Origin of the sequence: Embleya sp. NPDC127516, from assembly GCF_044765325.1 — a bacterium.
In the GTDB taxonomy this organism is placed as follows: Bacteria; Actinomycetota; Actinomycetes; order Streptomycetales; family Streptomycetaceae; genus Embleya.
This window is the reverse complement of the sequence record NZ_JBIWJT010000056.1, coordinates 14,021-37,972: the sequence shown is the minus strand read 5'-3', so window position 1 is coordinate 37,972 and position 23,952 is coordinate 14,021. Positions and strand designations below refer to the sequence as shown.

Genomic DNA, 23,952 nt, shown 5'->3' with positions numbered 1-23,952 from the left:
CCCCTGCAGGACCGACAAACATGGCGGGCCTGAGCCTCGCATGTTCGAGCACGTCGTAGAGGTTTCGACACTCGTCGACGGGCTTGGGCCGTGGACGTTCCTCTGAGGCAGCCGACACCCGGGAAGCATACAAGCGGGCTGTCGCCTAGAACGACATGCATCGAGATCCGGGCCAAGTTCAGAGAAGCACCGAACTGGTCAAGGGCGCCGACGGCCTTTGGAAGGCCGCCGCGGACGGCGCGGAGAGGATCGAACGCCTCACCGGCGCCGACAACGGCGACAACGACGGCGAGCACTGGAAGGTCACCACCGCCGACGGCACGCAGTACTTCTTCGGGCTCAACAAGCTCCCCGGCGCCGGCGCGCAGCGCACGAACTCCGCGTGGACGGTGCCGATCTTCGGCAACAACGACGGCGAGGAGTGCCACAAGAACGCCTTCGCGGACTCGTGGTGCCAGCAGGGCTGGCGATGGAATCTGGACTACGTCGTCGACCCCCGTGGCAACGCGATGACGTACTTCTACGAGACCGAGACCAACCACTACGGTCGCAACGGGGACGTCAGCACCGGCAAGGGCACCTCCACACCGTATATCCGGGGTGGATGGACCACGCGCATCGAGTACGGGCACCGCAGCGATTCGCTCTTCAGCGCCAAGGCTCCCGCCGTCGTGTACTTCGACGTCGCGGAACGGTGTCTTCCCACCGGCACCATCACCTGTTCCGACGCGCAGTTCACCAAGGACAACGCGAAGTCCTGGCCGGACGTACCGGTCGACCTGAACTGTGCATCCGGTGCCGAGTGCAAGGTGCTCTCCCCGAGCTTTTGGACGCGCAAGCGTCTGACCACCATCCGCACCCAGGTCCTCAGCGGTGGAACGCACCGGGACGTGGACGCGTGGGCGTTCGAGCAGCAGTTCCCCGACTCCGGCGACGGCCACTTCCCTCTGTGGCTCGCTGCCATCACCCGGACCGGCAAGGCCGGCGCCACCGACGTCGTCATGCCCCCGGTGACGTTCGGCAGCGAACAACTCGAGAACCGCGTCGACGGCAAGGAGCACATCGCCCCGTTCTGGCGACGCCGCGTCAACCGGATCACCACCGAGACCGGCTCCACCACTCAGGTCGCCTACTCGGCACGCGACTGTGTGCGCAGCGCCCTGCCCGACCCGGCCACCAACACCAAACGCTGCTACCCCGTGAACTGGTCCCCGGACGGCGCCGACCAGCCGATCCTGGACTGGTTCCACAAATACGTCGCCACCCAGGTCCTCCAGGCCGACAACACCGGCGGCGGCAGGGTCATGCAGACCGACTACGAATACGTCGGCACCCCGGCATGGCTCAAGAGCACCGACGAGTTCACCAAACCGGCGGAACGTACCTACAACGACTACCGCGGTTACGCGGCTCTCAAGGTGCGCTCCGGCGGGGCCGGTGACAAGCGAGGCCTCGTCGAGACCCGCTACTTCCGCGGCATACCCGGCGCCAAGGTCGCCGACTCCGAGGGAATCACCGCCGACGACGCCCCGATTCTCGCCGGATCGGTCCGCGAGACGATCAACTACAACGGTGACGGCGGGACCGTCCTGGCGGCGGTGGCCAAGGACTACTGGGTATCCGATCCGATCGCGAGCCGTGCTCGCCCCGATCTGCCGGATCTCACGTCCGTCCAGACCGGTACCAAGACGGAGCGCACCCGTGCTCCCCTCTCCGACGGCGGCTGGCGCCGCAGCAAGATCACACGCACGTTCGACATCTACGGCATGCCCGTCCAAGAGGACTCCGAGGGCGACCTATCGGTCACCGGCGACGAGCAGTGCCTGCGCACCGAGTACGCCCGGAACACCACCGACTGGCTCGTCAGCCACACCTCCCGATCCGAGATCGTCACCGTGGGCTGCTCCACCACGCCCACACGACCCCGGGACGTCCTCAGCGACAACCGGACCTTCTACGACGGCGCCACCTCGTACGAAACCCCGCCGACCAAGGGCCTGTCCACGTCGGGCACGGAGATCACCGCGAGCGGCACCGGACGCCAGACCAACCTGCGCATCGAGTACGACGCCTACGGGCGCGCACGCAAGGCCTGGAACGTCGAGGACCAACTGACGATCACCGACTACGCCGGAAACGCCGGTGAACTGCCGAACACCAGCACGGTGACCAATCCCCTCGGCCAGACGATCAAGCAGACCTTCGACATCCGCCGAGCATTGGTCGTCACCAGCGAGGACGTCAACAAGGTCCGCACGGACTACGAGTACGACGCGCTGGGCCGGGTCGTCAAGGTCTGGGCGCCCGGCTGGGACAAGGAGACGCACTCCGCCAAGCCCACCAAGGAATACTCCTACCTCGTCCGGGCGGACGGCCCGGTGGCGGTGAGTACGAAACACCTGATCCACAACGGGAACTACCTCACCAACATCGACCTGTACGACTCGCTCCTCCGGCCCCGACAGACACAGGTCCCCACCCAGGGCGGGCGTATCGTCACCGAGCGGTGGTACGACTCGTTGGGGCGGAACTGGCGCGCGTACAGCGGCTACTTCGCCTCCGGAGCCCCCGAGACGTCCCTGGTCGCGGCCGACGACACCAAGGTGGTGGCGAGCACCGAGACCGTCTTCGACGGCGCCGGTCGTCCCACCGACGTCATCTCGAAGAAATACGGCACCGAGACGGTGCGCACCTCGACCCTCCACGACGGCGAGCGCACGACAACCGTCCCACCGGCGGGCGGCACGGCCTCCACGGCCGTTCTCGACGCCTTCGGCCGCACCAGCGAACTCATCGAGTACACGCTGCCGGACCGCAAGGGCCCGCAGTCGACGCTCTACGAGTACACCGCCCGCGGCGACATGAAGAAGGTCGTCGATCCTGCGGGAAGCACCTGGACCCACGACTACGACTTTCGCGGCAACGACACCCACAGCATCGACCCCGACAAGGGCGAGAGCCGGCGCGAATACGACACCTCCGACCGTGTCGTGAAGACCACGAGCGCGCGCGGCGGCACCCTTTCCCAGACCTACGACGCCCTCGGCCGCCAACGTCAGCTCAAGTCCGCCGACACCGTTCTCGCCGAGTGGGAATTCGACACCGCGCCCGGCGGCGTGGGGCGCCTCGCCGCGTCCACACGCTGGGTCGACGGGGGCGCCTACAAGACCGCCATCACCGGCTACAACACCCGCGGCCAATCCAACGGCACCACGATCACACTCCCAGCCGACGCCGGGACCGGACTGACCGGACCCTTCACCTGGCAGTACGCCTACAACCCCGAAACCGGTCTGCCCACCGGCGTGCGACACCCCGCCCTCGGCGGCCTCCCCGCCGAAACGGTCACCACCGGATACGACGCCTTCGGCCGCGTACAAAGCACCGGCAGCAGCCTGCTGCCCTACGTCGGCAACACCACCTACGACCCCCTCGACCGGATCACCCAGACCGAGATGGGTGCGTTCGGCAAGAAACTCATCGCCACCAACGTCTGGGACCAGCACACGGGCTCGCTCCTCAGCGCCCAGACGGACCAGGAAAGCACCAAGTCCCGCCTGGGCCTCACCGAATACGGCTACGACCCGACGCAGAACGTCACCCGGATCGCGGACACCAACGGACAGGGCACAACCGTCCCCGACGTCCAGTGCTTCGCCTACGACGGCCTCCGCCGCATGACCCAAGCCTGGACGGCGACCGACAACTGCGCGCAACAACAGCCCGCAAGCGGCACCAACGGCACCGTGGGAGGCGTCGACCCCTACTGGCACACCTACACCTTCGACGCCGTCGGGTCGCGCCTACAGGAAACCATCCACGACACCACGGGCGACACGACCAAGGACCTCACGCGCAAGTACACGTATCCCGCCGCCGGCGAGAACAAGCCCCGACACGCGCTCACCAAGGTCGTCACCGAGGCCGCAGCGGGCACGACGGAGAACACCTACGAGTACGACGCCGCCGGAAACACGACCAAACGCAAGATCTCCGGTAAGCCCGAACAGAACCTCGATTGGACCGCGGAAGGCCGACTCGGCAAGGTCCTGGACGGCGATCAGGAATCGAACTACGTCTACGACGCGGAGGGGCGCCGGATTCTGAAGCGCGATCCCGCGGGGACGACCGCCTACCTGGTCAACGGCACCGAATTGCGCCGTTCCGCCGGAGGCACGCTCACCGGGACCCGCTACTACGCACACGCCGACAAGACCGTCGCGGTCCGCACCGGCAACAAGGTCAGCTTCCTGCTGAACGACCACCACGGCACGGCCGGGACAAGTGTCGACAACACGACCCAGGCGGTCACACGACGCAAAACCCTGCCCTTCGGCGGGCCCCGAGGCGCTCAGCCGGCTCCGGGAGGGTGGCCCGACGACAAGGGCTTCCTCGGCAAGACGGTCGATTCCACCGGACTGGTCAACATCGGTGCCCGCGAATACGACACCGGCATCGGCCGATTCGTCAGCGTCGACCCGATCATGGACCTGGCCCGACCGGAACAGATGCAGGGGTACGCCTACGCCAGCAACCGCCCCACGACATCAAGCGACCCGACCGGCCTCGCCGACAGGCACACGAACACACCCACTCCACCGGCAGCCTGCCCGACCGGCGGTGGCGCTAACGACCGATGTGGCAACGGCCTCATCGATATAAACAGAAGGCTCACGGCCGATGGTTCGCAGAACGGCAGACCGGAAACGATCTACGATGAAAGGGGTGTCCCCCACGATCTCGTGAACCCCGGGAACGACACCAATGCCAACGCCGTGCATGCGATCATAACTGCGGACCTGACCGCGGCCGGGGACGCCTACGATCCCCAGACCCGCTCCGGATACGTGTACTACCACCAGGCCGAGGGAAACGCCAATGGCCTCAAGGGGTTGATCGCAGACGGCCCATTGCACGTCGTCACGGGAACCACGGCCGACTTTGTCCTGGTGAAGTGGGAGAACGGAAACATCAAGAGTGTTTCCTCGTACGATGCCACGGGAACCCAAGAACCCTCGAAGGACCTGGATGACATCGAGAAGGAGATCCGCCGCAAGTTGAGCATCGTGGCGCGCGGAAAATTCCAGGCCCAGAATGTCATTTACCTCGCGGCGGACCGTACCCAGGGCGAGGCGATCGCGCGCCGATTCTCCGGAGACCAACGCGTTCGCGTCGTCTCGACAGACGGATACGATTCCCGGCCGACCGTACGGGTGCCGTTCTCGAACGCGCACGCAAAGGCGAAAAAGCAGGGAATGCGAGGCGGCGCACCCAGTATTGCGGTGCTCGGTGGTGCCGTCGCGGCTCTGTCCTTCGGCACCAACTGGTACCGATACGGCTTCCAGTCGGCCCTCAAATCGTTGATCATGGGCTTCGTGGATCCAATCAACCTGTGGGGTAACCGCCCCCAGAGCTACGGCACAGAGTCATAGCATAGTGTGAGGTGGTGCAGTCCTCGATGGCCGGGTGTCGCGCGTACAAGGTTTGTCGAGGACTGCATCCGTCGTGAGAATAGGCGTTGTGGCGGGTCAGACTAGCTCGGGCCCGCCGCATCTCGCCAATTGGTCCGGGGTTTGTCCGTGCGCAGCATGTAGCCGGTGATATGCCGATCGCTCGCCGTTCTCTTCGTGGCGGGAAGCGGGACTTCCTTCAGTTTTCCATCGAAAATCATCCAGAGTCCGAAACAGTCGTCATCCTCATCGCGCAACAGAAGCTGGACTGAATAAGGATCCGGCCAGGGGAGCCCCTCAATATATTCGAAGAGTCCCTGCCAGTTGTTGCGGCCGAACTGAATGATCCACATGTAGCATGCGGGTTCGGCAGATGGGATTTCCGAGAAAATCCCATCGTCAATGGGAATGAATCTGTGCCCGCTCCATTGTGCAGCAAAAGAATCCGTGGTCAAGGGGAGCATCACATCCTCGGCGTCTTTCGCAAGAATGATGATTTCCGTGAATCTGCTCATGTCCGCATTATGGCATGGTCGAACTTCCGTGGAGTGAAGGGGTGTCCGACACCTACTCGGATCACCGTTGGCTCTGGGCCCTGAATTTCTGATGAAGGCTGCGGCACGGCAGGCGACGAGTGCAGATGTGATGGAGCCTTCGCCAGGGTGCGGTTCGCCACCGAGCCGGAGCAATACACGGCAGTCCTCGGCGTCGACCGTGCCCGCGGGCACGTCCGCAGCCGGGAGCGAACGGTTGATGCGACCGACTTCGACATGAGCGTCGAGGAACACCGACGCGGAGTCCGACCATGACCGTGCTTCCTCTCGACGGCGAGACCGACCCCGTTCGCCGCGACATTCTGGCCGCCGCCAACCGGCTCCTCGCTGGCACCCCGAACCGCTCCAACGGGCACCTGAACGTCACCCAGTTGGCGATCGAGGCCGACGTCAAGCGCTGGCACCCACACCGACCTCAAAGACCGGTTCCAGGCCGAGGCCGCAGCGGCAGAGGCCGGACGGGCAACGGCTGCCCGCTCTGCCGACGCCTTCGAAGCGAGAGCACTCTGAGCTCCGCCGGTACTGCCGTCGGCTCGAGAGCCGCCTGGAGATCTATGCGACGGCCCTTAGCGGCGGTGGCGAGCCAGGTCTCGTCCCGAGAGATCGCCACTGTGCGAACTGGGCCGGTGTGTCCGGTGCTGTTCATCACCCACCGCCTCGCCAACGCCCACGTCGACGAACTCGTACGACAGGAGGGACTGTTTGCAACAGACGTGACCCGACAGCCCGCCCGAACGGGCCGCGAATCTTCCGATGTCCGACGTCGTCGGACCCGGCGGCCTGCGTTGCGACAGCCTGGCGCGCGGACCGCAGGGGATGCGATTCATGCTGGCACGCGTTGCATCGCGACACCGGGCGCTCGGCCAAATGTGGTGACCGGGCACGCGCCGGTCGCATACACCTCGGGTCGGTCCCCGCTCCCGCATTTGTCGCCGTCAGGGCCAGCACGTCGCCCGGGTCGTTGCCCTGCGCGCCGATCAGGCCGTCGAGCGCGCGCCTATGGTGTCTGTCGTTTACATACCACTTGACGCGCGTGCCTCGGGCCGCGAATATGTAATGCGCCCTGCAAACACCATCGAAAGGGATTGCGTGACCCGGCTCGATGAACTTCGCGAGGAACTCCGCGCGTTGGACGCCCGCGAGGAGGACGTTCACCGGCAGCGCGCCCGGGTGTTGCGGGACTACGTCCGCGAAGCCGGCGGACTCACCGACGCCGCCGCTCTGTTGCAGATGAACCCGCGCAGCCTCGTACAGCTGCAACGCCTTGGTGACCTGGCCATGGTCGTCTACCGGGGTCCCGGCGCCGGTGGGACCGACGACGACGGCCGCGCCTACGGCGAGACCGGCACCGGCAACGCGAGCACCACCCAACAGGAGGCGGACGGCGCCTGGTGGCGAGTGGCCAAGGCCAGCAGGCCCAAGATCCGCGCGCTCGTCGTGGTCGACCAAGGCGTCGTCGCCCGCGTCTGGCCGGTCGACCCGAGCCGCGTCTGGCGCGAGCGCGACGGCAGGGTCGCCCTGCCCCTGGGCGATCGCCCGCTCACCGCCCACGAGATCGCCACCCGCTACCCGGGCCTGGGCATCATGCCCGGCGACGAACGCCCCATGCGGCGCGGCCTCCTGCGCGAGTACGTCCCTCTCGAGGGCCCCGAATCCATCTGACGCCTCGTCGTTCGGGCGGGCCCACCGCGAACACGCGCGGTGGGCCCGCCCCATGTATCGCCGTCCGCACCGTAAGGAGCATCCGTGGGGGAGACAGACGCTGTACCCGACGACGATCACCACCCTGACGTGCTGCTGCACCGGATCCTGCCAACCTGGACCGCCCGCGCGGCCGCCCAGGAGCGTCCGGTGGTGGTATTCGTGGCCGGTCAGCCCGGTGCGGGCAAGACCGCGATCGCGGACTTGGTCCAGGCGGTGCTCGATCGTCGTGGCGGCGCGGTCCGCGTCGGCGCCGACCTCTACAAGGTCCTCCATCGTTCCTACGCCGAGGCCCTGTCCGAGGACGTGCGCACCGCCGGCGCGGCGGTGCGCACGGACACCCGCCGTTGGCAGGCGGACCTCGAGGCGCACTTACGCGCCCGCGGGTTCGATGCGGTGGTGGAGACGGCCCTGGCCGACATCGACGCGTTCCGCGCGGACGCGGCGGCGTACAGGTGGGCCGGCTTCCGGGTCGAGGTCCTCGCGTTGGCGACCCCCGAGGCCTTGAGCCAGCTGGGGATCCTGGACCGGTACGTGACCGGAGCGGTCGACGGCGCGGGCCGGTATGTGTCCTGGGCCAACCACGACTCGTGCGCGCGGGCGTTACCGGAGTCCTTGGAGGCGATCGAGGCCGAGTGCCTGGCGGATCGGGTCACCGTCGTGCGCCGGGACGCGGGTGTGGTGTACGCCAACGAGGCGGGCCCCGACGGCGAATGGGTCCACCCCACGGGAGCCGGCGCCGCCGTGGTCGCGGAGCGGGCCAGGCCGTGGACCGCGCCGGAGACGATGTGCTTCCGCACGGACCTGGCCGGCACCGACCGGCGCCTGCACTGCGAGCCGTTGGACGAGGACCACCGCCTGGCCGTGAGGCGCGACGCGGACCGGGCCGCGGCCCTGGCCGAGCCGGTGCGTCGGATCGCGAGGGCGATCGCCGAGGCTCCCGGCGTCGACTACCACCGCCTGTCCGCTGCGGAACATCGCTGGATCTTCGAGGAGTTGCTCCTCGAGGACCTGGGGGAGATCACTCCGCAGTCGCGGCCGGTCGTGGTGTACGTCATGGGTCAGCCCGGCGCGGGGAAGACCCGCGCGTCCCACCTGGTCCACCGCGCCGCGCGCCACCGCGAGCCCACCAGGATCGACGCCGAGGACTTCAAGGGCGGCCACCCCGACTACCTGCGACTCCTCCAGGAGAATCCGCGCACCGCCGGCGAGCGTGTGCGCGCCGACTACCGGGCGTGGCGCGACCAGGCCATGGCCCACGTCCGCGCGCACCGCGGCGACATGGTCGTCGAGATCGCCCCGGGCAGCGCGGAGGCGTTCCTGGCCGACGTCGCCGCGGACCGGCGGGCCGGCTACCGGGTCGACCTCCTCGTCCTGGCCGTGCGCGCGGCGGACAGCCGCCAGGGCACCGCCGCCCGCTACGCCAGGGCGAGCACGTCGGGGCCGGCCCGCTTCACCACCGTCGCCGGACACGATCGGTGCCTGCGCGCCGTCGTGGAGTCGGTCCACGCCGCCGAGCAGGGCTCGATGGTGGACTCGGTGACGGTGATGCGCCGGGACCACACGGCGGTCTACCGCAACGAGCGCGGCCCGGACGGCCGGTGGGCCCGTGCGGGGGGCGCGGCGTGGGCGTTGCTGGCCGAGCAACGGCGCCCCTACACCCCGGGCGAGGCGGCCCGGTTCCTCGCGACCCACCGGTGGCTGACGGCGGTGTTGCCGCAACACCGGTCCGAGTTGGCGGGCATCGCCCGCCTCGCCGCGCCCCTGATGCCCGCCGCGACACGGCCCCGCCCTCTCGTGGCGCCTACATCCCCGGCCGAATTGCCCGTTCCGGTGCGGACTATGCCGGGGTTCGGCTATTCCGGGCGGTGGGTGAGTTTCCTCCAGCGGGCCTCGTAGGCGGCCGCGATCGTCGCGACCCGCTCCGGATCCGCAGTCTCCAGCACTCTTCGGTCGGCCGCGCACGCCTGCCGTTCGGACTTCAGCCGCGCCAGGAGCCGGGTGTCCGGTTCGGCGGCCCTGGTCTCCTCGAGAATCCGCTCCCGGTACCAGCCGATCACCCTCGTGACCATCTCGAAGGCGTCCTCGTAGCCGGCGGCGCCGGCCAGCTCGGGCGGGACGTCTGCGGGATCGGCGGGAACGTGCACGAAAGACCACCTCGAATCGGGCCGGCGGGAGCCCCGGGGGCGGTCCGGCCTGTTGCGGAGACACCCGACTGTTTCACGCGACACCCTGCCAAGTCGCCACCCCCCGCCCCCGATCGAGGGGGCCCGACCGGCGGGAGGGCGGTGGCGGCGCCCGTGTGGGCGCTACGTTGGCGGTCGGCGATCACCTTGGGGGCGATGATGGCGGGTCGGGATCTGCGGGCGTTGTTCGGCACGAACGATCCGGGGCTGGACACCGACGAGGCGTTCGTGAACCGGCAGGAGCAGTGGTCGCTGGTCGGGGCCGCGCTCGCCGAACACCTGCGCCACACGGCCGCTGCCGGGTTCGATGTCGAGGACCTGGAGGCGCCGCGGAACAACGTGATCGTCTTCCACGGTGTCGGCGGTGTCGGCAAGACCACCCTCTCCCGCAAGGTCGAGGCGGCCCTGGCCGACCACGAGCACCGGCCCGCCCAGTGGGGCGAGCCCCCGTGGACGCCCGACACCGGCGAGCGCCTGTTGCCGGTGCGGATCGACCTGGCCCGCTCGGCGGGCACCGATTTCGAGCACGTCGTCCTGGCGATCCGCCTGGCCCTGGCGGAGAAGGTCAACCGGCCCCTGCCCGCCTTCGACATCGCCCTGCGCCGCTACTGGGAGCACGCTCATCCCGGCGAGCCGCTGGAGGAGTACCTGCGCCAGCGCGGCCTGGCGGGCCGCATCGGGCAGGCGCTGCCGCAGCAGATGCAGACGGCGATGTCCGAGGTCGCCCAGGCGCTGCTGCTGCCCGGCGCGGTCGGCGCGGTGATCGGGCAGGTGACCGGGAGCCTGGTGGGGGCGTTACGCGAACGCCGGCAGACGGTGCGCGCGCTCGCCGGGTGCCGCCGGCTCGCCGACCTCCTGGAGGCCGAGCCCGACCTGGACGCCCTCTCCTTCTATCCGCACCTGCTCGCGTGGGAACTCGCCCGCCTCCCGGCCGACAAGCGGGTGACGCCGGTGGTGTTGTTCGACGGGTGGGAGGAGATCGGGGACCGCACCCACCGCGACCTCGAGCGCCTGCTCCAGCGCGTGGTGTGGCTGATGCCCGCCGCGTTCTTCGTGGTCACCGGCCGCAGCCGGCTCCAGTGGGCCGACCGAGCCCTCCAGGGCCAACTCGACCACACCGGCCCCGACACCTGGCCCGGGCTGGTCGTGCACGACATCCCGTCCGCCCGCACCCCGAGCCCCGCCGACACCTCCCGGGGCCGTCAGGTCCTGATCGGGGACCTCTCGCCCGAGGACTGCGACGACCACCTCGCCCGCCGCCTGTCCCGCGACGGCGCCCCCCTCATCGAGTCGGCTCTGCGTACGGTCATCACCGCCCGCTCCCACGGACTCCCGCTCTACCTCGACCTGGCCGTGATGCGGTTCCTGGAGATCCGGCGCGGCGGCGCCCGCCCCCAACCCGACGACTTCTCCCACGACTTCGCCGCCCTGGTCGCCCGCACCCTCTCCGACCTCACCCCCGACGAACGCCACGTCCTGCGCGCGGTCACCCTCCTGGACGCCTTCGACCTGACCCTGGCCACCCGCACCGCCGGCATGACCCACCAAGCCCCGGCACAGCGCCTGATCGAACGCCCCTTCGTCCGCGAGAACCCCTTCGCCCTGTGGCCCTTCCACCTGCACGCCCTGATCCGCTCCACCGTCCGCGGCGCCGACGACCACACCGACGACCGCTGGTCACCCCAGGACTGGCACACCGCCGCCCACCGCGCCCTCCAAGCCCTCGGCGACCAATGGGCCGCCGGCGCCGCCCACGACCGCCTCCTGCTGGTGGGCTGCCTACGCCAAGGCCTGCGCCTGGCCCGCGACTTCGGCCTCGACCTCGCGTGGCTCGCGGACGCGGCGTGGCGCTACGTCGGCGACTCGGTCTGGGAGCCCCTCGAACCCCCCGCCCCCGACGGCGCGGTGGTGAGTTCGCCCCGCACGGCCGCGGACGCCCTGGTCGAGTTGTTGAGCGCGCTTGCCCGGCGCCAGCACGAGCATCGCGAGCGCACCGCCGACCGGCTCGCCGCCGTCGCCGCCGGCGGGCTGCTGCCCACGGACCTGCACGAGATGGCCGTCTACTACCTGGCCAAGGCCCAACGCGACCTCGGCCGCTCCGAGCCCTCACGCCAAGGAATGGAGTCGGTCGCCGCAGGCGGCGGCAGGCTCGCCCCCGCCGCACGGCGAGGACTGGCCCACCTCGCCCGCCTCGCCGGCGATTTCCCCACCGCCCTGGCCACAGCCGCCACGCTCGGCTGGGAGGGACGCCACCGCCGCGTCGAGGGCGACGTCCGCTGGATCCAGGGCGACACGGCGGGCGCCGCGGCGGCGTACGGGGCGGCCCGGGCCGAGGCAGAGCAACACGGCATCGCGGGGGAGCGGGCCACCACCCAGGCCCAGCGGGCGTTCGTCCTGGCCTTCGCCGACCCCCTGGTCGCCGACGACGAACTCGACCTCGCCCGGCAACTCCTGATCGGCCTCGACCTGCGGGCCACGACCCTGACCACCCGCATCGCCGAGCTGGTCCGCGACGTCGGCTTCGATCCCGACATCGAGGACCGGGCGCTCGTGCTGCGCACGGAGATCGGTGTCGCCGGCCTGGTCTCGGCGCGGGCCACCCTCGAGCTTGCGGTCTGTTTCCACCACGCCGTCCGCGAGGACCACCCCGCAGTGGCGGCGTCGATCGACCGGCTGCGTGACCTCACGCGCGGCGGCGACTACGCCTACTACGTGGACATCGCCCACTTCATGGCCGGCTTCCCCCTCGCCGCCCCCTCACCGGCGCGATGGCTGGACGGCGACGCGGCCACACGCGACCGATGGCGCGCCCTGGTGACCGATCGGCGCGGGCTCCGGACCCCCTGAAAGAGGCGAAGGATGCCCGATGCCCTCGACCGCGGCGCGGCACCACATCGGTGCCCCCGCGCGGTGCTCGCGGGCGCTATCGCGGGCAGATAGTGGGCATGGGCAGCTTGTGCCCGCGCGGCCCGTAATATGCACGAGCCGATGCCGGGTCCGACGTCGGCGGTGTCGGAGCCGGAATCTAGGGTGGGCGAACAGTGTTCGGTCGAGGAGGTGTGACGTACTCGTGAGCGCCAGCGCCGACCATGTCAAAGCCCTCCTGCGAGCCCACGCCGAGCAGGACGACAACCTGTTCTACAGCATCGCGCTGCAGGTCGCGGCGAAGTCGGCCCGTCAGGGCCACGGCAAGCTCGCCGTGGAATTGCGGGAGCTGGTCGACGCGGCGCGCAAGCGCTCGCAGGCCGCCCCCAGGGCCGTCCCCACACCGGTGGTCCAACCACGCGGCGAACTCTCCAGCCTGCTGACCGCCAGCTACCCCAAGGTCCGCCTCGACGACATGACCCTCGCCCAGGAGATTCGCGGCTCCCTGGACCGAGTGCTCCACGAGCAACGCCAACGCGGGCGTCTGGAACGGTTCGGCTTCACCCCCGTCCACCGCATCCTGCTGTCCGGGCCTCCCGGGACCGGCAAGAGCATGACCGCCGCGGCCCTGGCGGGGGAACTGTCCCTGCCCCTGTTCACGATCCGCCTGGACGGACTGATCAGCCGCTTCATGGGCGAGACCGCGAGCAAACTACGCCTGGTCTTCGACGCCGTGGCCAAGACCCGCGCCGTCTACCTCTTCGACGAGTTCGACGCCCTGGGCGCCGAACGCGCTGCGGGCAACGATGTCGGGGAAGCACGCCGCATCCTCAACTCCTTCCTGCTCTTCCTCGACGAAGCCCCCTCCGAAAGCCTGGTCGTCGCTGGCACCAACCACCGCCAGATTCTCGACGGCGCGCTGTTCCGCCGCTTCGACCTGGTCGTGCCCTACGAACCCCCCACCGCCGAACAGGCCGTCGAGGTGATCGAACGGCGACTCGCCGGCATGGACACCACCGCAGTACGGTGGGCGATCGTTGCCGAGCGCACCGCGGGGCTCAGCCACGCCGAGCTGGTCAAGGCCGCCGAGTCCGCCGCGAAACGCGCCATTCTGGGGGGTGCCGACGTGATCGACGACCGTCTGCTCGTGGGAGCGCTGGAAGAGCGGCACGCGCTGCGCCATGCCTGAGCGCCCCAATGCCCGCACCCCGCACCTACTCGTCCCCTGGCCGTCCCGCAGCTTCCGCCCAAGGAAGCGCGGCGGAGGCGGCGGTGGACCGACGCTCGTTGACCGCTCGGGCGATCGTGGTGGACACGTGCGTCGCTTGGTCTCCGGTCTGACCATGGCGAAGGATGAGGCGACCGAGGCCCGCAACCGCGTCCCCGAGGCCCACCGGGCGGACGGTTTCGCCGTGCGTGTCGAATCCGCCCGTGGGCACGAACTCGATCTGAAAAGACTGAACAGTTCCAAGCTGACGCTCATGAGCGTCCATCCGGAGACACCGACCGGACCTGAGGACGCCTTGGTCTGGGTGCCCTACGGACAGGTGGGGAACTTGGTCACGAGCATCGGGAAATTCACTCAGGACACACGCCGCGGGAATCCGCAGATGGCATCGCTGGTGTCCAACATGGAACAGATCGAGCGTGCCGTCATCGCGCATCTGTGGCAGGAGGACACCCCGCTCCCACCTCTTGACGAAGAGCGCTGGTGGGAACTGTGGTTCGACCCCCGGCTCCCCCCTGTCGACCCGATCCACACCCTTCGAGACGTCGCGGACGTACACGGCTGGCCGGTGACCGATCACGCCATCGTCGTCGGCGAATACGTGATCGCCCACGTCAAGTCCACCGGCGACGATCTGAACGCGTTGTTGGCGACGAACGCTTGCCCGGTCGAGATCCGCAGACCCAGCTTCGCCCAAGAGTTCCACGACGCCGAACATTCCTTTCGACGGGACTTGACGCTCGATCTCGTCGACCGCGTCCAGGCAGCCTCTGCCGATGCCCCCACGGTGTGTCTTCTCGACACCGGCGTGAACCAGGAACACCGGCTCCTCAAGCCGTCGCTGCACGGGCGCGCCCACACAGTTCTACCGGGCGACAACCCCAACGACACCGCCGGACACGGCACACAAATGGCGGGCCTGGCCCTGTTCGGCGACCTCACCGCGGCTCTGGAGAGTGCGGGACCCATGGTCCTGACCCATGGCTTGGAATCGGTGAAGATCCTCGCCGGGACCACCACCGGACCTGCCGCTCGACCACGTACCTATGCCGAAGTCACCGCCAATGGGATCTTCACGGCCGAGACCGCCACGGTGACGCAACCACCGGCCCGCGTGTTCTCCATGGCCGTGACCGGCATCGCAGCCGATGGGGAGAGTGGCATCGACGGGACCGCGACCCTGTGGTCGGCCACCCTCGACGCTCTCGCCGCAGGTTCCACCGTCATCACTCACGACGACCGCATTGAGCTTCTCGACCCGCCGGACGCCTCGACGTCGCGCCTGATCGTGGTTTCCGTGGGAAACATCCGCGACGCCCATCAACGCCTCGCCAACCCCCAGCCCGGTTCGTCCCATCTCGACGAATGCGATCTCGCCCGCATCGAGGAACCCGCCCAGGGACACAACATCCTCGCCGTCGGTGCCTACACCGAGCTCACCGACCCACCGCTTCAACCCGCGTTCCGTGGTTACCGGCCACTGGCCGCGGCCGGTGAACTCTCCCCGTGGAGCCGCACCTCCGTTGCGTTCACCGGTCCCAAAGCCGTGATCAAACCCGACATCGTCGCTGAGGGCGGCAACCTGCTCATCAACGACGCCGGTCATGTCGACTGCCACGACGTGGTGTGCGTGACTACCACCGACCGCGATCCCTACCGGCTGGTCTCCGCCGCCAATGCCACCAGCGCCGCCACCGCCCAGATCGCGCGTCTGGCCGCTCTCGCCCATGCCGCTTACCCGGACTTCAGCCCCGAGGCCGTACGTGGCCTGCTCGTCCATGAGGCACGATGGACACCCGCGATGCAGGCGGGAGCCGGAGGCCTCTACAAGAAGACGGGCAGGCCCAGACCGAAGAAGAATGATCTCCGAGTCCAGTTGCTGAGTCGGTACGGTTGGGGTGTTCCCACCGAGGACCGGATCCGCGCGAGCGCTCGGAGCGCGGTCACCCTCGTTGTCCAGGACACCTTGATTCCCTTCGAACAACGAGCCGGGAACCGTGTCGGGCTGGCCGAGCTCAACCTCCACGAACTGCCCTGGCCGCTCGACCAGTTGCGGGACATGGCCGACGCCACGGTCGAACTGCGCGTCACGCTGTCCTACATGGTCGAACCTAATCCGGGACGTCGCGGCATGCGGGGTGCGCACACCTACGCTTCACACGGTCTGCGATTTGCCATCAAAGCGCCGCTGCAATCCGTCGACGACTTCGAACGCTGTGTTGCCGAGGTCGCGGAAACCGAGGGCGATGCGAAGACCTCCGCCAAGGCCTTCGAAAACGACGACCACTGGCTCCTCGGCCCACAGAACCGCAACCGTGGTTCGCTGCACAGCGACGTATGGCGAGGCTCGGCTGTGCAACTCGCCGAGTGCGGGGTTCTGGCCGTCTATCCAGTCAGTGGTTGGTGGAAGACCCACAATCGGCAGGACCGTATCGGACGAGGGGTCACGTACGCGCTGCTGGTCTCCTTGTCCACCGATGTCGGTACCGACCTCTACACCCCGATCGCGACCCAACTCGGAATCCCGATCACTGCACTGGCCTCGCCGAATGTTGGTACAGGCACCCCGATTCAGCTCGAATTGGGCTGATTCAGTACCTGATTCCACTCCCGCAGGCTTGCTGGGTCGAGCGGCGGGCCGAGGTGAGGATCGTGCTGTCCGGTGCGGCGTCCCGGATGGGGCCCGACCCCCGCGCGGGCCCGTGTCCGGGACGCCGGTCGGCCCGCCGGCCAGGGGGGTGCGCACGTGTGGCGGGCGGGCCGATCGTGGCCGTCGGACCCGGGTGGGGAGGCAAGGTCTCCGGCGGCCGCGTGCGAACGTACATGCCCCCACCGACACGGCCGGTACGAGAACGGCTCGTCCCCGGGCGTCACGCGCGATTGACACCCGGTGTGGCGAGGCGGTGCGCGGTGACCCGCCGCCACCCTCGCAAGGCCCCCGCGACGTCGTGGTTGAGGTCGGTGATCGCGCGGGCGGTGGCGTCGGCTCAGGTGGGGTGCAGGCCGGGGACGACCGTGCGGGCCTCGGCGTCGGTGTTCACCGCCCGCGTCGAGACCGGCGCCTTCCCGCGCCCGGGTACCTCCCGGAGCAGGCGGCCCGACGCGCTCGGGACGGCGCACCAGTGGACCGCGAACGACCCCGCCGCCCTGGCCGAACTCGCCGCCCGCGACCTGAGGATGCTGCTGCCGCGCCTCACGGGCCAATGACGCGGGCGCAACCATGACAAGTCGGCGTCTGTGCCGTCGAAGCGGTTCTAGTCTGGCCGGGTGACCAAGACAGCGCGGGACCTGCCGGGCGACCCGTCCGAACTGCACCTCGAGTACTCGTTGCGGCACGGTCTGCGCGGGGACCCGCACGACCGCACGATCGAACGCTGGACGGTGACGGTCCGGCACGGCTACGAGGTGCACGACGACACCCGCTGCCCGACCCGGCTCGGCTCGGACGGCGAGGTCTCCTGCGAGGACGAGGCACCGGGCCGGGACGACACCGATTGTCCGGCGTTCGAGCCGGAAGGCGTCGCGGTGGGGCGGATGGTGTTCTTCCGTGTCCGGATGGACCGGGGGATGAACGCGTGGTGGGCGATGGAGGAGGAGTCCGCGGACCTGCACCGCATCGGCTGCGTGCTGCTCGACCGGGACAGCGGGGACTTCGCCCAGCGGGCCGCCGAGTACCTGGAGTACATGGGCGTGGACCTGCTGGTCATGGACCGGGTCGTCCTGGACGAGCGGTGGCGGGGCTTCGGCCTGGGGCCGATCCTGGCCGCGGAGGCGATCGAACGCCTGTCCCCGGGCACGCGGGCGGTCGCCTGCATGCCCGGAATCTCCGACCGGGAACCGGACCGGGAGCTTGGGCGGGAGGAGTGGGACCGCGTCACGGCGCGGATCACCGCCGCGTGGGCCAGGGTCGGCTTCGAAGTCTTCGAGGACGGCGTGCACCTGATCGACCCGGCGACCACGGTCGCCGAGGAGGCCCTGTCCGAGCTGCGGGAGGACTTCGACGACCTGTGCCGGAACTGGTCGAACCCCGGAAACGGCGGATCCGCGGCAGGATGCCTGCCCCGACCCGGGAGCGGCAGGGACGAGAACGTGCCGCCTGCGGACGTGCCCTCGTCGACGCCACCGGCGACCATCACCGACCTGGCGGCCAGGCGCCGCGCCGCGACATCGTCACCGCACTCGACGTCGTGATCACCGGCCATGCCATGCCCACCGGCGCAGTGAACCCCGCGTCGGCAGACCGGGACGAGGTTCGGCCCGGCGGTCGGGTCAGGCGAGTTCGTCGAGGACCAGGTGCCAGGGGTAGGCGTGGAGGTGGTCGCCGCCGGTGCCGGGTTCGTGGAGTTCGTACACGTCGGGCCCGTACAACACCTTCACCCCCCACGTGCGCAGTTCCTCGATGCTGCGCTCGAATTTGGGGTGGGCGGCCTGGGCGCGGTTGGTGAACGGCAGCGCGACCACGGGCAGTTGTTTGCCGATGGCCTCGGTGATCAGGCCCAGCGCCAGGGTGTCGGCGATGCCGAGTGCCCATTTGACGATGGTGTTGACGGTGGCCGGGGCGACCGCGATCGCGTCCGGCGCGGGCAGCATGTCGTCGGTGCCGGGTTGTTTGTACTCGCTGCGCACCGGGTGCCCGGTCAGCGCCTCCAGGGCGGGGACGTCGACCAAGCCGCGGCCGCTCGGGGTGGTGATCACGCACACGTCCCAGCCCTGTTCCTGTGCGAGGCGGACCAGGACGGCGACGTCGCGGGCGGGCGGGGCGGCGCAGGCGATCACGTACAGGACGCGGGCGGTGCCGGGTGTGGTCATGCGGGCAGTCCAGCGCGTTCGGCCAACTCCCGCAACGGCCACGGCGCCGCGCCGCGCGCGCGGCGGTTCAGGTCGGTGACGACGTTGCGAGCAAGCGGCCGGCAGCGGACCTCGGCGGGCGCGAGGACTTCGGCCTCGAGGAGCGCGGTCAGGGCCTGTTCGGCGTCGCCGGTCTGCAGGTGGGCGCGGGCGACGTCGACGAGGTGGTTCGCCCGCCGCTCGGGACGCAACCCCGCCAGGCCGTCGGGGCCGATCCGGTTGGCGGCGGCGATCGCGGCCGCCCCGTCGCCCAACTCCACGCACGCCGACACCCGGTGCACGCCCACGTTCGTGGGCCCGAACGAGGTCCGGTAGTCGTCGCGGCCCTCGCCCACGTGGCGGGCGGCGGTGTCGGCTTCGGCGAGCAGGGCGTGGACGTCGCGGTCGCGCCCGGCCCGCGCGGCGGCGATCCCCGCCTGCAACACCAACGTCCCGAACACCGCCAACCGACCCCTGCACGGCGCCGGCTCACCCGTGGCCAGCCGATCGGCCGCGAGCCGGTTCAAATCGTGGGCGGCGTCGCATCGACCCTTCGCCAACAGCGCGTTCGCCACCCTGTACGCGCCCGTCCCGGTCAGCTGCGGATCACCGGAACGCTCGCTCGCCACGAGCGAGCGATCCGCCGCCAGCCACGCCAACTCGTTCTCGCCCAGCTTGCGCAACGTGGACGAGGCGATCTGATACGCCTGCGCCAGCAACCCTGCGGCCTCCGCCGCGTCGTCGCCGTCCGCGCCGGCGACGGCGGCCTGCGCCCGATCGATCAGATGCGGCAACGTCCGACCCAGCGTGCCGTAATCGGTGCCCGCGAACGCCACCCACGCGTAATGCACCCCGATCCGCAACCGCCCCCGATCCACCACCCCGGGCGCGACCGCGAGCAGATGGTCGTACCGCTCCAACGCCCGCCGGATCGCCGCCACCTCCACCCCGTCCAGACACAAGTCGCTGTCCCGCACCAACTCCCGCCCCAACAACACCTGCACATCCACCCGCAGCGCCTCGGCCACCGCCTCCAACACCGGCAAACGCTCCAACGCCCGCTCACCGGACTCCACCTTCTGCATCCAACTCGCCGACTTCCCCAACCGAACCGCAAGCCCACGCTGGGACAAACCCCGCCGCTCCCGCCAATACGACACCCGCTGACCGACCGTGCGCTGCGCCATGGATCCCGTCCCGGGGCCGAGTTCACGAGCCCCACATTTTGTGGGGGTCTCCCGTTGTATGCCCGCCTAGCCTGATGCATCCCGAACCCCCGCAAGGGCTCGATCCGCGAACCCGGCCCGGCCGCCCGGCGCCCGGTGCCGGTCGCGCGGCGGGCCCACCGTCGTCAGGGAGGCCTCGATGCCCCGTGCTCACCCGTCCCGGGCCGCCGTGGCGGTCCCGCAGCCGCTGCCCGGCGGAGCCCGCCGCCCGATCCGTCCGCCGGACGGCGACGGTGTCGCCCACGCGTGGGTCCGGTTGGCCGCGAACGTGTACGCGCCGCGCACGGCCCGCGACCGGGTCGTGCGGTGGTTGATCGGCTGGGGCGTGCGCGATGGAGCCGTCCTGGACCTGGTCCGGGGGAGCGTGGGCGAGTTGGTGACGTACGCGGTTCGTACCGCCGGCGCGACCGCCGTGGTGGAGGTGGCCGTCCGCCACGGACAGGGGTGGGCCCGTATCGCTGTCTCGGACGCTGCCTCGTGTGCCCCGGCCGTGTTCCTCGGGCCGACCGGCGACGATACGACGCGGGCGCCCGGGGTGACCCCCGCGCCAGGGCAACTGGGACTGTATGTCGTGCGGCGCTTGGTCGAGGAGGCCGGCGGCCGCGTCGGTGTCGAGGACCGGGCCGACGGCCACCGCGACCTCCTCGCGTGGGTTCCGGCGGGTGCGGTCGAGTGAGGGCGTTCGAGCCCGGTCCGCGGGCGGTGGCCACCGGCGTGCTGTTCGACGTGATCGCGGTCGACGTGCATCTGGGCCTGGCCGCGTTGCGGGTGCTGCGCGAGCGCGGCGTGCCGCTGGGCGCGGTCGTGCTCGATCAACGCTCGCGCTGCGTCGGGATCCTCGTCCCGCCCCTCGCCCACGAATCCGTACCGGAGGACGAACTCCGATGCGGGCCGCGTCAGATCGGGGTGGGCTCCTGGGTGGTGATGCCCGGCGCCGACCCGGACGCGCGGGTGACCTGGCTGCGACCACCGGCAACGTCCGACGGGATCGCCGACCACCTGATACCCACCCGCGCCGTCCGCGCGGCGATCCGCGAGGCAGCGACCACCCTCACCGACCCGGAACCACAGGACTGATCAGGGACGACCCGTCAAATGCACGCCGGCTCCTCGACGTATTACCGACTGCGCAAGCTCACGAGACGGCCTCGACACCTGCGGCATCGATCCACCGGGCGAGGATGCTGAACGCTGCTAGCTGCTCAAGTGCTTCGTTCTCCTCCAACTCGTGATCAAGTTCGTGAGCGATGGGGTTGCGAATCGCAGAAAAGACGCCGCGCGCAAAGCTGCCCGCACCGTCATGCCGGCTTCGGAACGTGTCGCTCCCGTCGTCGATGTCGCCGTCCGGGAGCACGCGCGGCAGCGCGTCGGCCTCGTCGATCCGGATGGGCACCGCGACCGGCCGCATACGCCCCTCGACCCGACCGCCGATGCCGGGTAGGACGGCGAAGGCCGGGAAACCCTGCCCCGTACGGTCGAACGCGGTCCGGCCCGGAGCCACCATCCATGGTTTTGGGCCGGACCGCATTCCCAACCGGTGCCCGAGAGGGCCGCCTGTGAAAATCAGGCCGTCGTCGACTCGGCGCGCGTCCTGCGGGCCCGCCGTACCGGTCGACAAACCCCGCGTGTCAGCGGGACAGGCGCCCGAAGAACAGGCTGCCCGGGGCCTCGAGGTCCGGGGAGTAGAAGAACTCCCGCACGGCGCGGATGAATTCCTGCCGGCTGATGGCTCCGTCGCCGTCGGTGTCCAGCGCGTGGAAGGTGTCCATGGCACTGGGGTCGGTGATGTTCCAGACATCCAGGTACTTCTTGAACTCGGCCTTGCCGATGGTGTTGTCGCCGTCGGTGTCCATGATGTCGAAGACGGCGTGCGGAACACCCTCGACCATGTTGAAGCGGCTGGTGTCCACGCTCGCCGTCCGGCTGGCGTGGCGGTACTGCTCCCTGGAGAGGCGGTCGACGCCGTCCGCGTGGCGCAGCAGCTCGGCCCACTGCATCTGGTACCCGATCGTCAGCGCCTGCGCGCGACGGTCGCTCTTGTCGATCTTGTAGGTGCTCAGGTAGCGGTCGACGAGACGCTGGTAGTCGCTCCAGTCGACGGAGCCGTCGCCGTCGGCATCGGTGGCGTCGAACATCCGGTCCAGCTTGAGGGTCGTCGGATCAGCGGTGGCGGTGGTCATGATCGCCCTTTCAGGGGAGTGGTGTGGCGGTCCTCATCGGCGCGCCAGCCCGAGGCTAGGCGCTAGATCACTGCAACAGCCCACAGAAGGGTCCATGTCGGGAGCAAGTTCACCCGTTGACGCGAGCCCCCTTCACGGAGGCCCGGATGGGGCGTCCCGGCTCGACGTGGGCACGAACCGGCCTCGACCTTCGGTGTCGAAGCGAGGAGGCATTTTCCGAGGTGAGGAAATTGAACGCGAAGAAGTCGTCGAACGGGACCTGGCGCGTGCCGTCCACGTCGATGCGTGCGCCGGTGGTGCGTTCGACCTCGGCGACGGCGTGCCCCATCGCGGACTGCATTCGCACCTGGCCGTGTCCGGGACGATGGTCGGCCCGCCGGCCACGCGGTGCGCACGTGCGGCCGGCGGACCGAGTGGGAAAGCGCGGCGCTCGGCCCGTGATCACGACCGGGCAGCCGGACGACCGTCATCCCTCGCCCCGACGATCTGTCGGCGCTGTAATCCGGTCCGAGGAGCCGACGCCGCGCCCGGACGTCCCCGGCGCCTCGGCCATCGACGCCCGCGACGGCACACCCCTCCCGGGCTGGCTCGACCAGCTCACTACCAGCGGACTGCCGCCTCTCGTCGGGATCGCCACCGCCCTACGCGAAGACCAGCACGCGGTCTGCCAGGGGATCACAACGCACTACAACTCCGGCGTCAACGAAGGCCGCATCACCGACGTGAAGCTACAGAAGCGCATCATGGCAGGACGTGCCGGAGTGCCGCTCCTCCGCCACCGGGTCGTACTGATCGCTCACCTCCGCCGCCGCTACACGGCCTGAAGACCGCGTCTGAGATCTCGACGCGGGTGCGGCCACGCCCCCCGAAACCCGATTGACCTGCGGTGAATGATGGACGCGTGATTTCCAAGGAACGCGCCGTCGAGCTTGTCGAGTCCCTGCTGGCCCGAGAACGGCTGACGTGGGCAGGACCACTCCGCGAGCTCGCCGTCTGCGACGTGGAGGAGCATGCGGTCGGCTGGCTCGTCTTCTGGAACTCGGCGGAGTACGCCCACAGCCGTGATGTTCGCGACAGCCTTATTGGCAGCGGCCCTTACCTGGTGGACCGGCACGACGGCAGCATCCACCACGTCCCCGCTACCACGTGGATAGCCGAGAACTGGGAGGAGCTCTACCTCCAGCAGATCAAGGGCATCCGACCGCCCGACCCACTGGCCTCGTCCGTTCGCGCACTGATGCACTCCGCCGGGGTCGTGGCCGCGATGAGCCACCTGCGGAAGCAGGCCCCGCGGCTGAGTCTGCGGGATGCAAGGGCATACGTCCTGGCCCTTCGCGATGGTGACGAACCCTCGGAAGAGCTGGCAAGCCTTACCCGGACAGAGGAGAGCTGCCCGCCTCTGTCGATCGAAACGTTGGCTGGTCCGGTTCAGTAGCCGTGCGACCATCCAGGCCAGTGGAACGGCAGACCGCGACGCGCTTCGAGCACCCACCGAACCAAGACGATCTCCGGCTACGAAAATCTTGCCAGAGCCAACAGCTCGTCTCGATACCGACCGCCTGGAACCACCCGGAGCGCACGGACGAACGGGCAACGCCACAAGTGCCGTTCCCAGCGACGCCGGCCCTCCCACCGCGGCCTTCCGCACCACCGTCGCCCGAAGCCATCGCCACACTGCCCACACCGTCCTCGACCACCGCGCCACTTGCACCCGCCGCTGCGCCGTGCCCGTCGG

18 protein-coding genes are annotated in these 23,952 nt (G+C 69.5%); 12 read left to right on the top strand and 6 right to left on the bottom strand.

What is annotated here, in order from left to right:
- Nucleotides 1-155 precede the first annotated feature (155 nt).
- Complete coding sequence (locus ACIRL2_RS49575; RefSeq protein WP_402242101.1) at nucleotides 156-5,432, top strand: RHS repeat-associated core domain-containing protein; 5,277 nt, start codon at nucleotides 156-158, stop codon at nucleotides 5,430-5,432.
- Between the two features lie 101 nt (nucleotides 5,433-5,533).
- Here ACIRL2_RS49575 and ACIRL2_RS49570 read toward each other — a convergent pair whose 3' ends face one another.
- Nucleotides 5,534-5,965 carry a hypothetical protein gene (locus ACIRL2_RS49570; protein WP_402242098.1) on the bottom strand — a complete coding sequence of 144 codons (432 nt, stop codon included), beginning with the start codon at nucleotides 5,963-5,965 and terminating at the stop codon, nucleotides 5,534-5,536.
- A 1,128-nt stretch (nucleotides 5,966-7,093) separates the two neighbouring features.
- On the opposite strand from ACIRL2_RS49570, the gene ACIRL2_RS49565 reads away from it, so the two are divergent.
- Complete coding sequence (locus tag ACIRL2_RS49565) at nucleotides 7,094-7,666, top strand: hypothetical protein (RefSeq protein WP_402242096.1); 573 nt, start codon at nucleotides 7,094-7,096, stop codon at nucleotides 7,664-7,666.
- Between the two features lie 84 nt (nucleotides 7,667-7,750).
- Nucleotides 7,751-9,604 carry a zeta toxin family protein gene (locus ACIRL2_RS49560; RefSeq protein WP_402242094.1) on the top strand — a complete coding sequence of 618 codons (1,854 nt, stop codon included), beginning with the start codon at nucleotides 7,751-7,753 and terminating at the stop codon, nucleotides 9,602-9,604.
- On the opposite strand, the gene ACIRL2_RS49555 is transcribed toward ACIRL2_RS49560, so the two are convergent.
- Nucleotides 9,562-9,852, bottom strand: a complete 291-nt coding sequence (locus tag ACIRL2_RS49555) for a hypothetical protein (protein ID WP_402242091.1) — start codon at nucleotides 9,850-9,852, stop codon at nucleotides 9,562-9,564. The genes ACIRL2_RS49560 and ACIRL2_RS49555 overlap by 43 nt on opposite strands.
- Nucleotides 9,853-10,050: 198 nt before the next feature.
- Here ACIRL2_RS49555 and ACIRL2_RS49550 point away from each other — a divergent pair, with 198 nt between their 5' ends.
- From ACIRL2_RS49550 to ACIRL2_RS49530, 5 genes are all read left to right on the top strand, one after another.
- Nucleotides 10,051-12,738 (top strand): ATP/GTP-binding protein, encoded by a 2,688-nt coding sequence (locus tag ACIRL2_RS49550; RefSeq protein ID WP_402242104.1) that lies wholly within the window; start codon nucleotides 10,051-10,053, stop codon nucleotides 12,736-12,738.
- A gap of 223 nt (nucleotides 12,739-12,961) precedes the next feature.
- Entirely contained in the window at nucleotides 12,962-13,945 is a 984-nt protein-coding gene (locus ACIRL2_RS49545) for an AAA family ATPase (protein ID WP_402242090.1), read from the top strand.
- A 154-nt stretch (nucleotides 13,946-14,099) separates the two neighbouring features.
- On the top strand, nucleotides 14,100-16,574 hold the full coding sequence (locus ACIRL2_RS49540; RefSeq protein ID WP_402242088.1) for a S8 family peptidase: 2,475 nt from the start codon (nucleotides 14,100-14,102) through the stop codon (nucleotides 16,572-16,574).
- 425 nt (nucleotides 16,575-16,999) lie between these two features.
- Nucleotides 17,000-17,191 (top strand): hypothetical protein, encoded by a 192-nt coding sequence (locus tag ACIRL2_RS49535; RefSeq protein ID WP_402242086.1) that lies wholly within the window; start codon nucleotides 17,000-17,002, stop codon nucleotides 17,189-17,191.
- 60 nt (nucleotides 17,192-17,251) lie between these two features.
- Complete coding sequence (locus ACIRL2_RS49530) at nucleotides 17,252-18,175, top strand: hypothetical protein (RefSeq protein ID WP_402242084.1); 924 nt, start codon at nucleotides 17,252-17,254, stop codon at nucleotides 18,173-18,175.
- Between the two features lie 78 nt (nucleotides 18,176-18,253).
- Here the strand turns inward: ACIRL2_RS49530 and ACIRL2_RS49525 are convergent, their stop codons facing one another.
- On the bottom strand, nucleotides 18,254-18,793 hold the full coding sequence (locus ACIRL2_RS49525; protein WP_402242082.1) for a flavoprotein: 540 nt from the start codon (nucleotides 18,791-18,793) through the stop codon (nucleotides 18,254-18,256).
- Complete coding sequence (locus tag ACIRL2_RS49520) at nucleotides 18,790-19,998, bottom strand: helix-turn-helix domain-containing protein (RefSeq protein WP_402242079.1); 1,209 nt, start codon at nucleotides 19,996-19,998, stop codon at nucleotides 18,790-18,792. Before ACIRL2_RS49520 ends, ACIRL2_RS49525 begins: the two co-directional genes overlap by 4 nt.
- A gap of 178 nt (nucleotides 19,999-20,176) precedes the next feature.
- Between ACIRL2_RS49520 and ACIRL2_RS49515 the strand changes: the two genes are divergently transcribed.
- Both ACIRL2_RS49515 and ACIRL2_RS49510 read left to right on the top strand, forming a co-directional pair.
- Nucleotides 20,177-20,713, top strand: a complete 537-nt coding sequence (locus ACIRL2_RS49515) for an ATP-binding protein (protein ID WP_402242076.1) — start codon at nucleotides 20,177-20,179, stop codon at nucleotides 20,711-20,713.
- A complete protein-coding gene (locus ACIRL2_RS49510) occupies nucleotides 20,710-21,114 on the top strand; it encodes a hypothetical protein (RefSeq protein WP_402242073.1) in 405 nt (134 codons plus the stop codon). The genes ACIRL2_RS49515 and ACIRL2_RS49510 overlap by 4 nt, the downstream gene beginning before the upstream one ends.
- A 58-nt stretch (nucleotides 21,115-21,172) precedes the next feature.
- On the opposite strand, the gene ACIRL2_RS49505 is transcribed toward ACIRL2_RS49510, so the two are convergent.
- Nucleotides 21,173-21,541: a TIGR02391 family protein gene (locus ACIRL2_RS49505; protein ID WP_402242071.1), complete on the bottom strand. Its 369-nt coding sequence runs from the start codon at nucleotides 21,539-21,541 to the stop codon at nucleotides 21,173-21,175.
- A gap of 124 nt (nucleotides 21,542-21,665) precedes the next feature.
- Nucleotides 21,666-22,217 (bottom strand): EF-hand domain-containing protein, encoded by a 552-nt coding sequence (locus tag ACIRL2_RS49500; RefSeq protein WP_402242069.1) that lies wholly within the window; start codon nucleotides 22,215-22,217, stop codon nucleotides 21,666-21,668.
- Between the two features lie 437 nt (nucleotides 22,218-22,654).
- On the opposite strand from ACIRL2_RS49500, the gene ACIRL2_RS49495 reads away from it, so the two are divergent.
- Together ACIRL2_RS49495 and ACIRL2_RS49490 are read left to right on the top strand one after the other, a co-directional pair.
- Nucleotides 22,655-23,041, top strand: a complete 387-nt coding sequence (locus ACIRL2_RS49495; RefSeq protein WP_402242066.1) for a hypothetical protein — start codon at nucleotides 22,655-22,657, stop codon at nucleotides 23,039-23,041.
- 77 nt (nucleotides 23,042-23,118) lie between these two features.
- The gene (locus ACIRL2_RS49490) at nucleotides 23,119-23,652 is read left to right on the top strand and encodes a YrhB domain-containing protein (RefSeq protein WP_402242063.1); all 534 of its coding nucleotides are present in this window, start codon (nucleotides 23,119-23,121) and stop codon (nucleotides 23,650-23,652) included.
- Nucleotides 23,653-23,952: the final 300 nt, after the last annotated feature.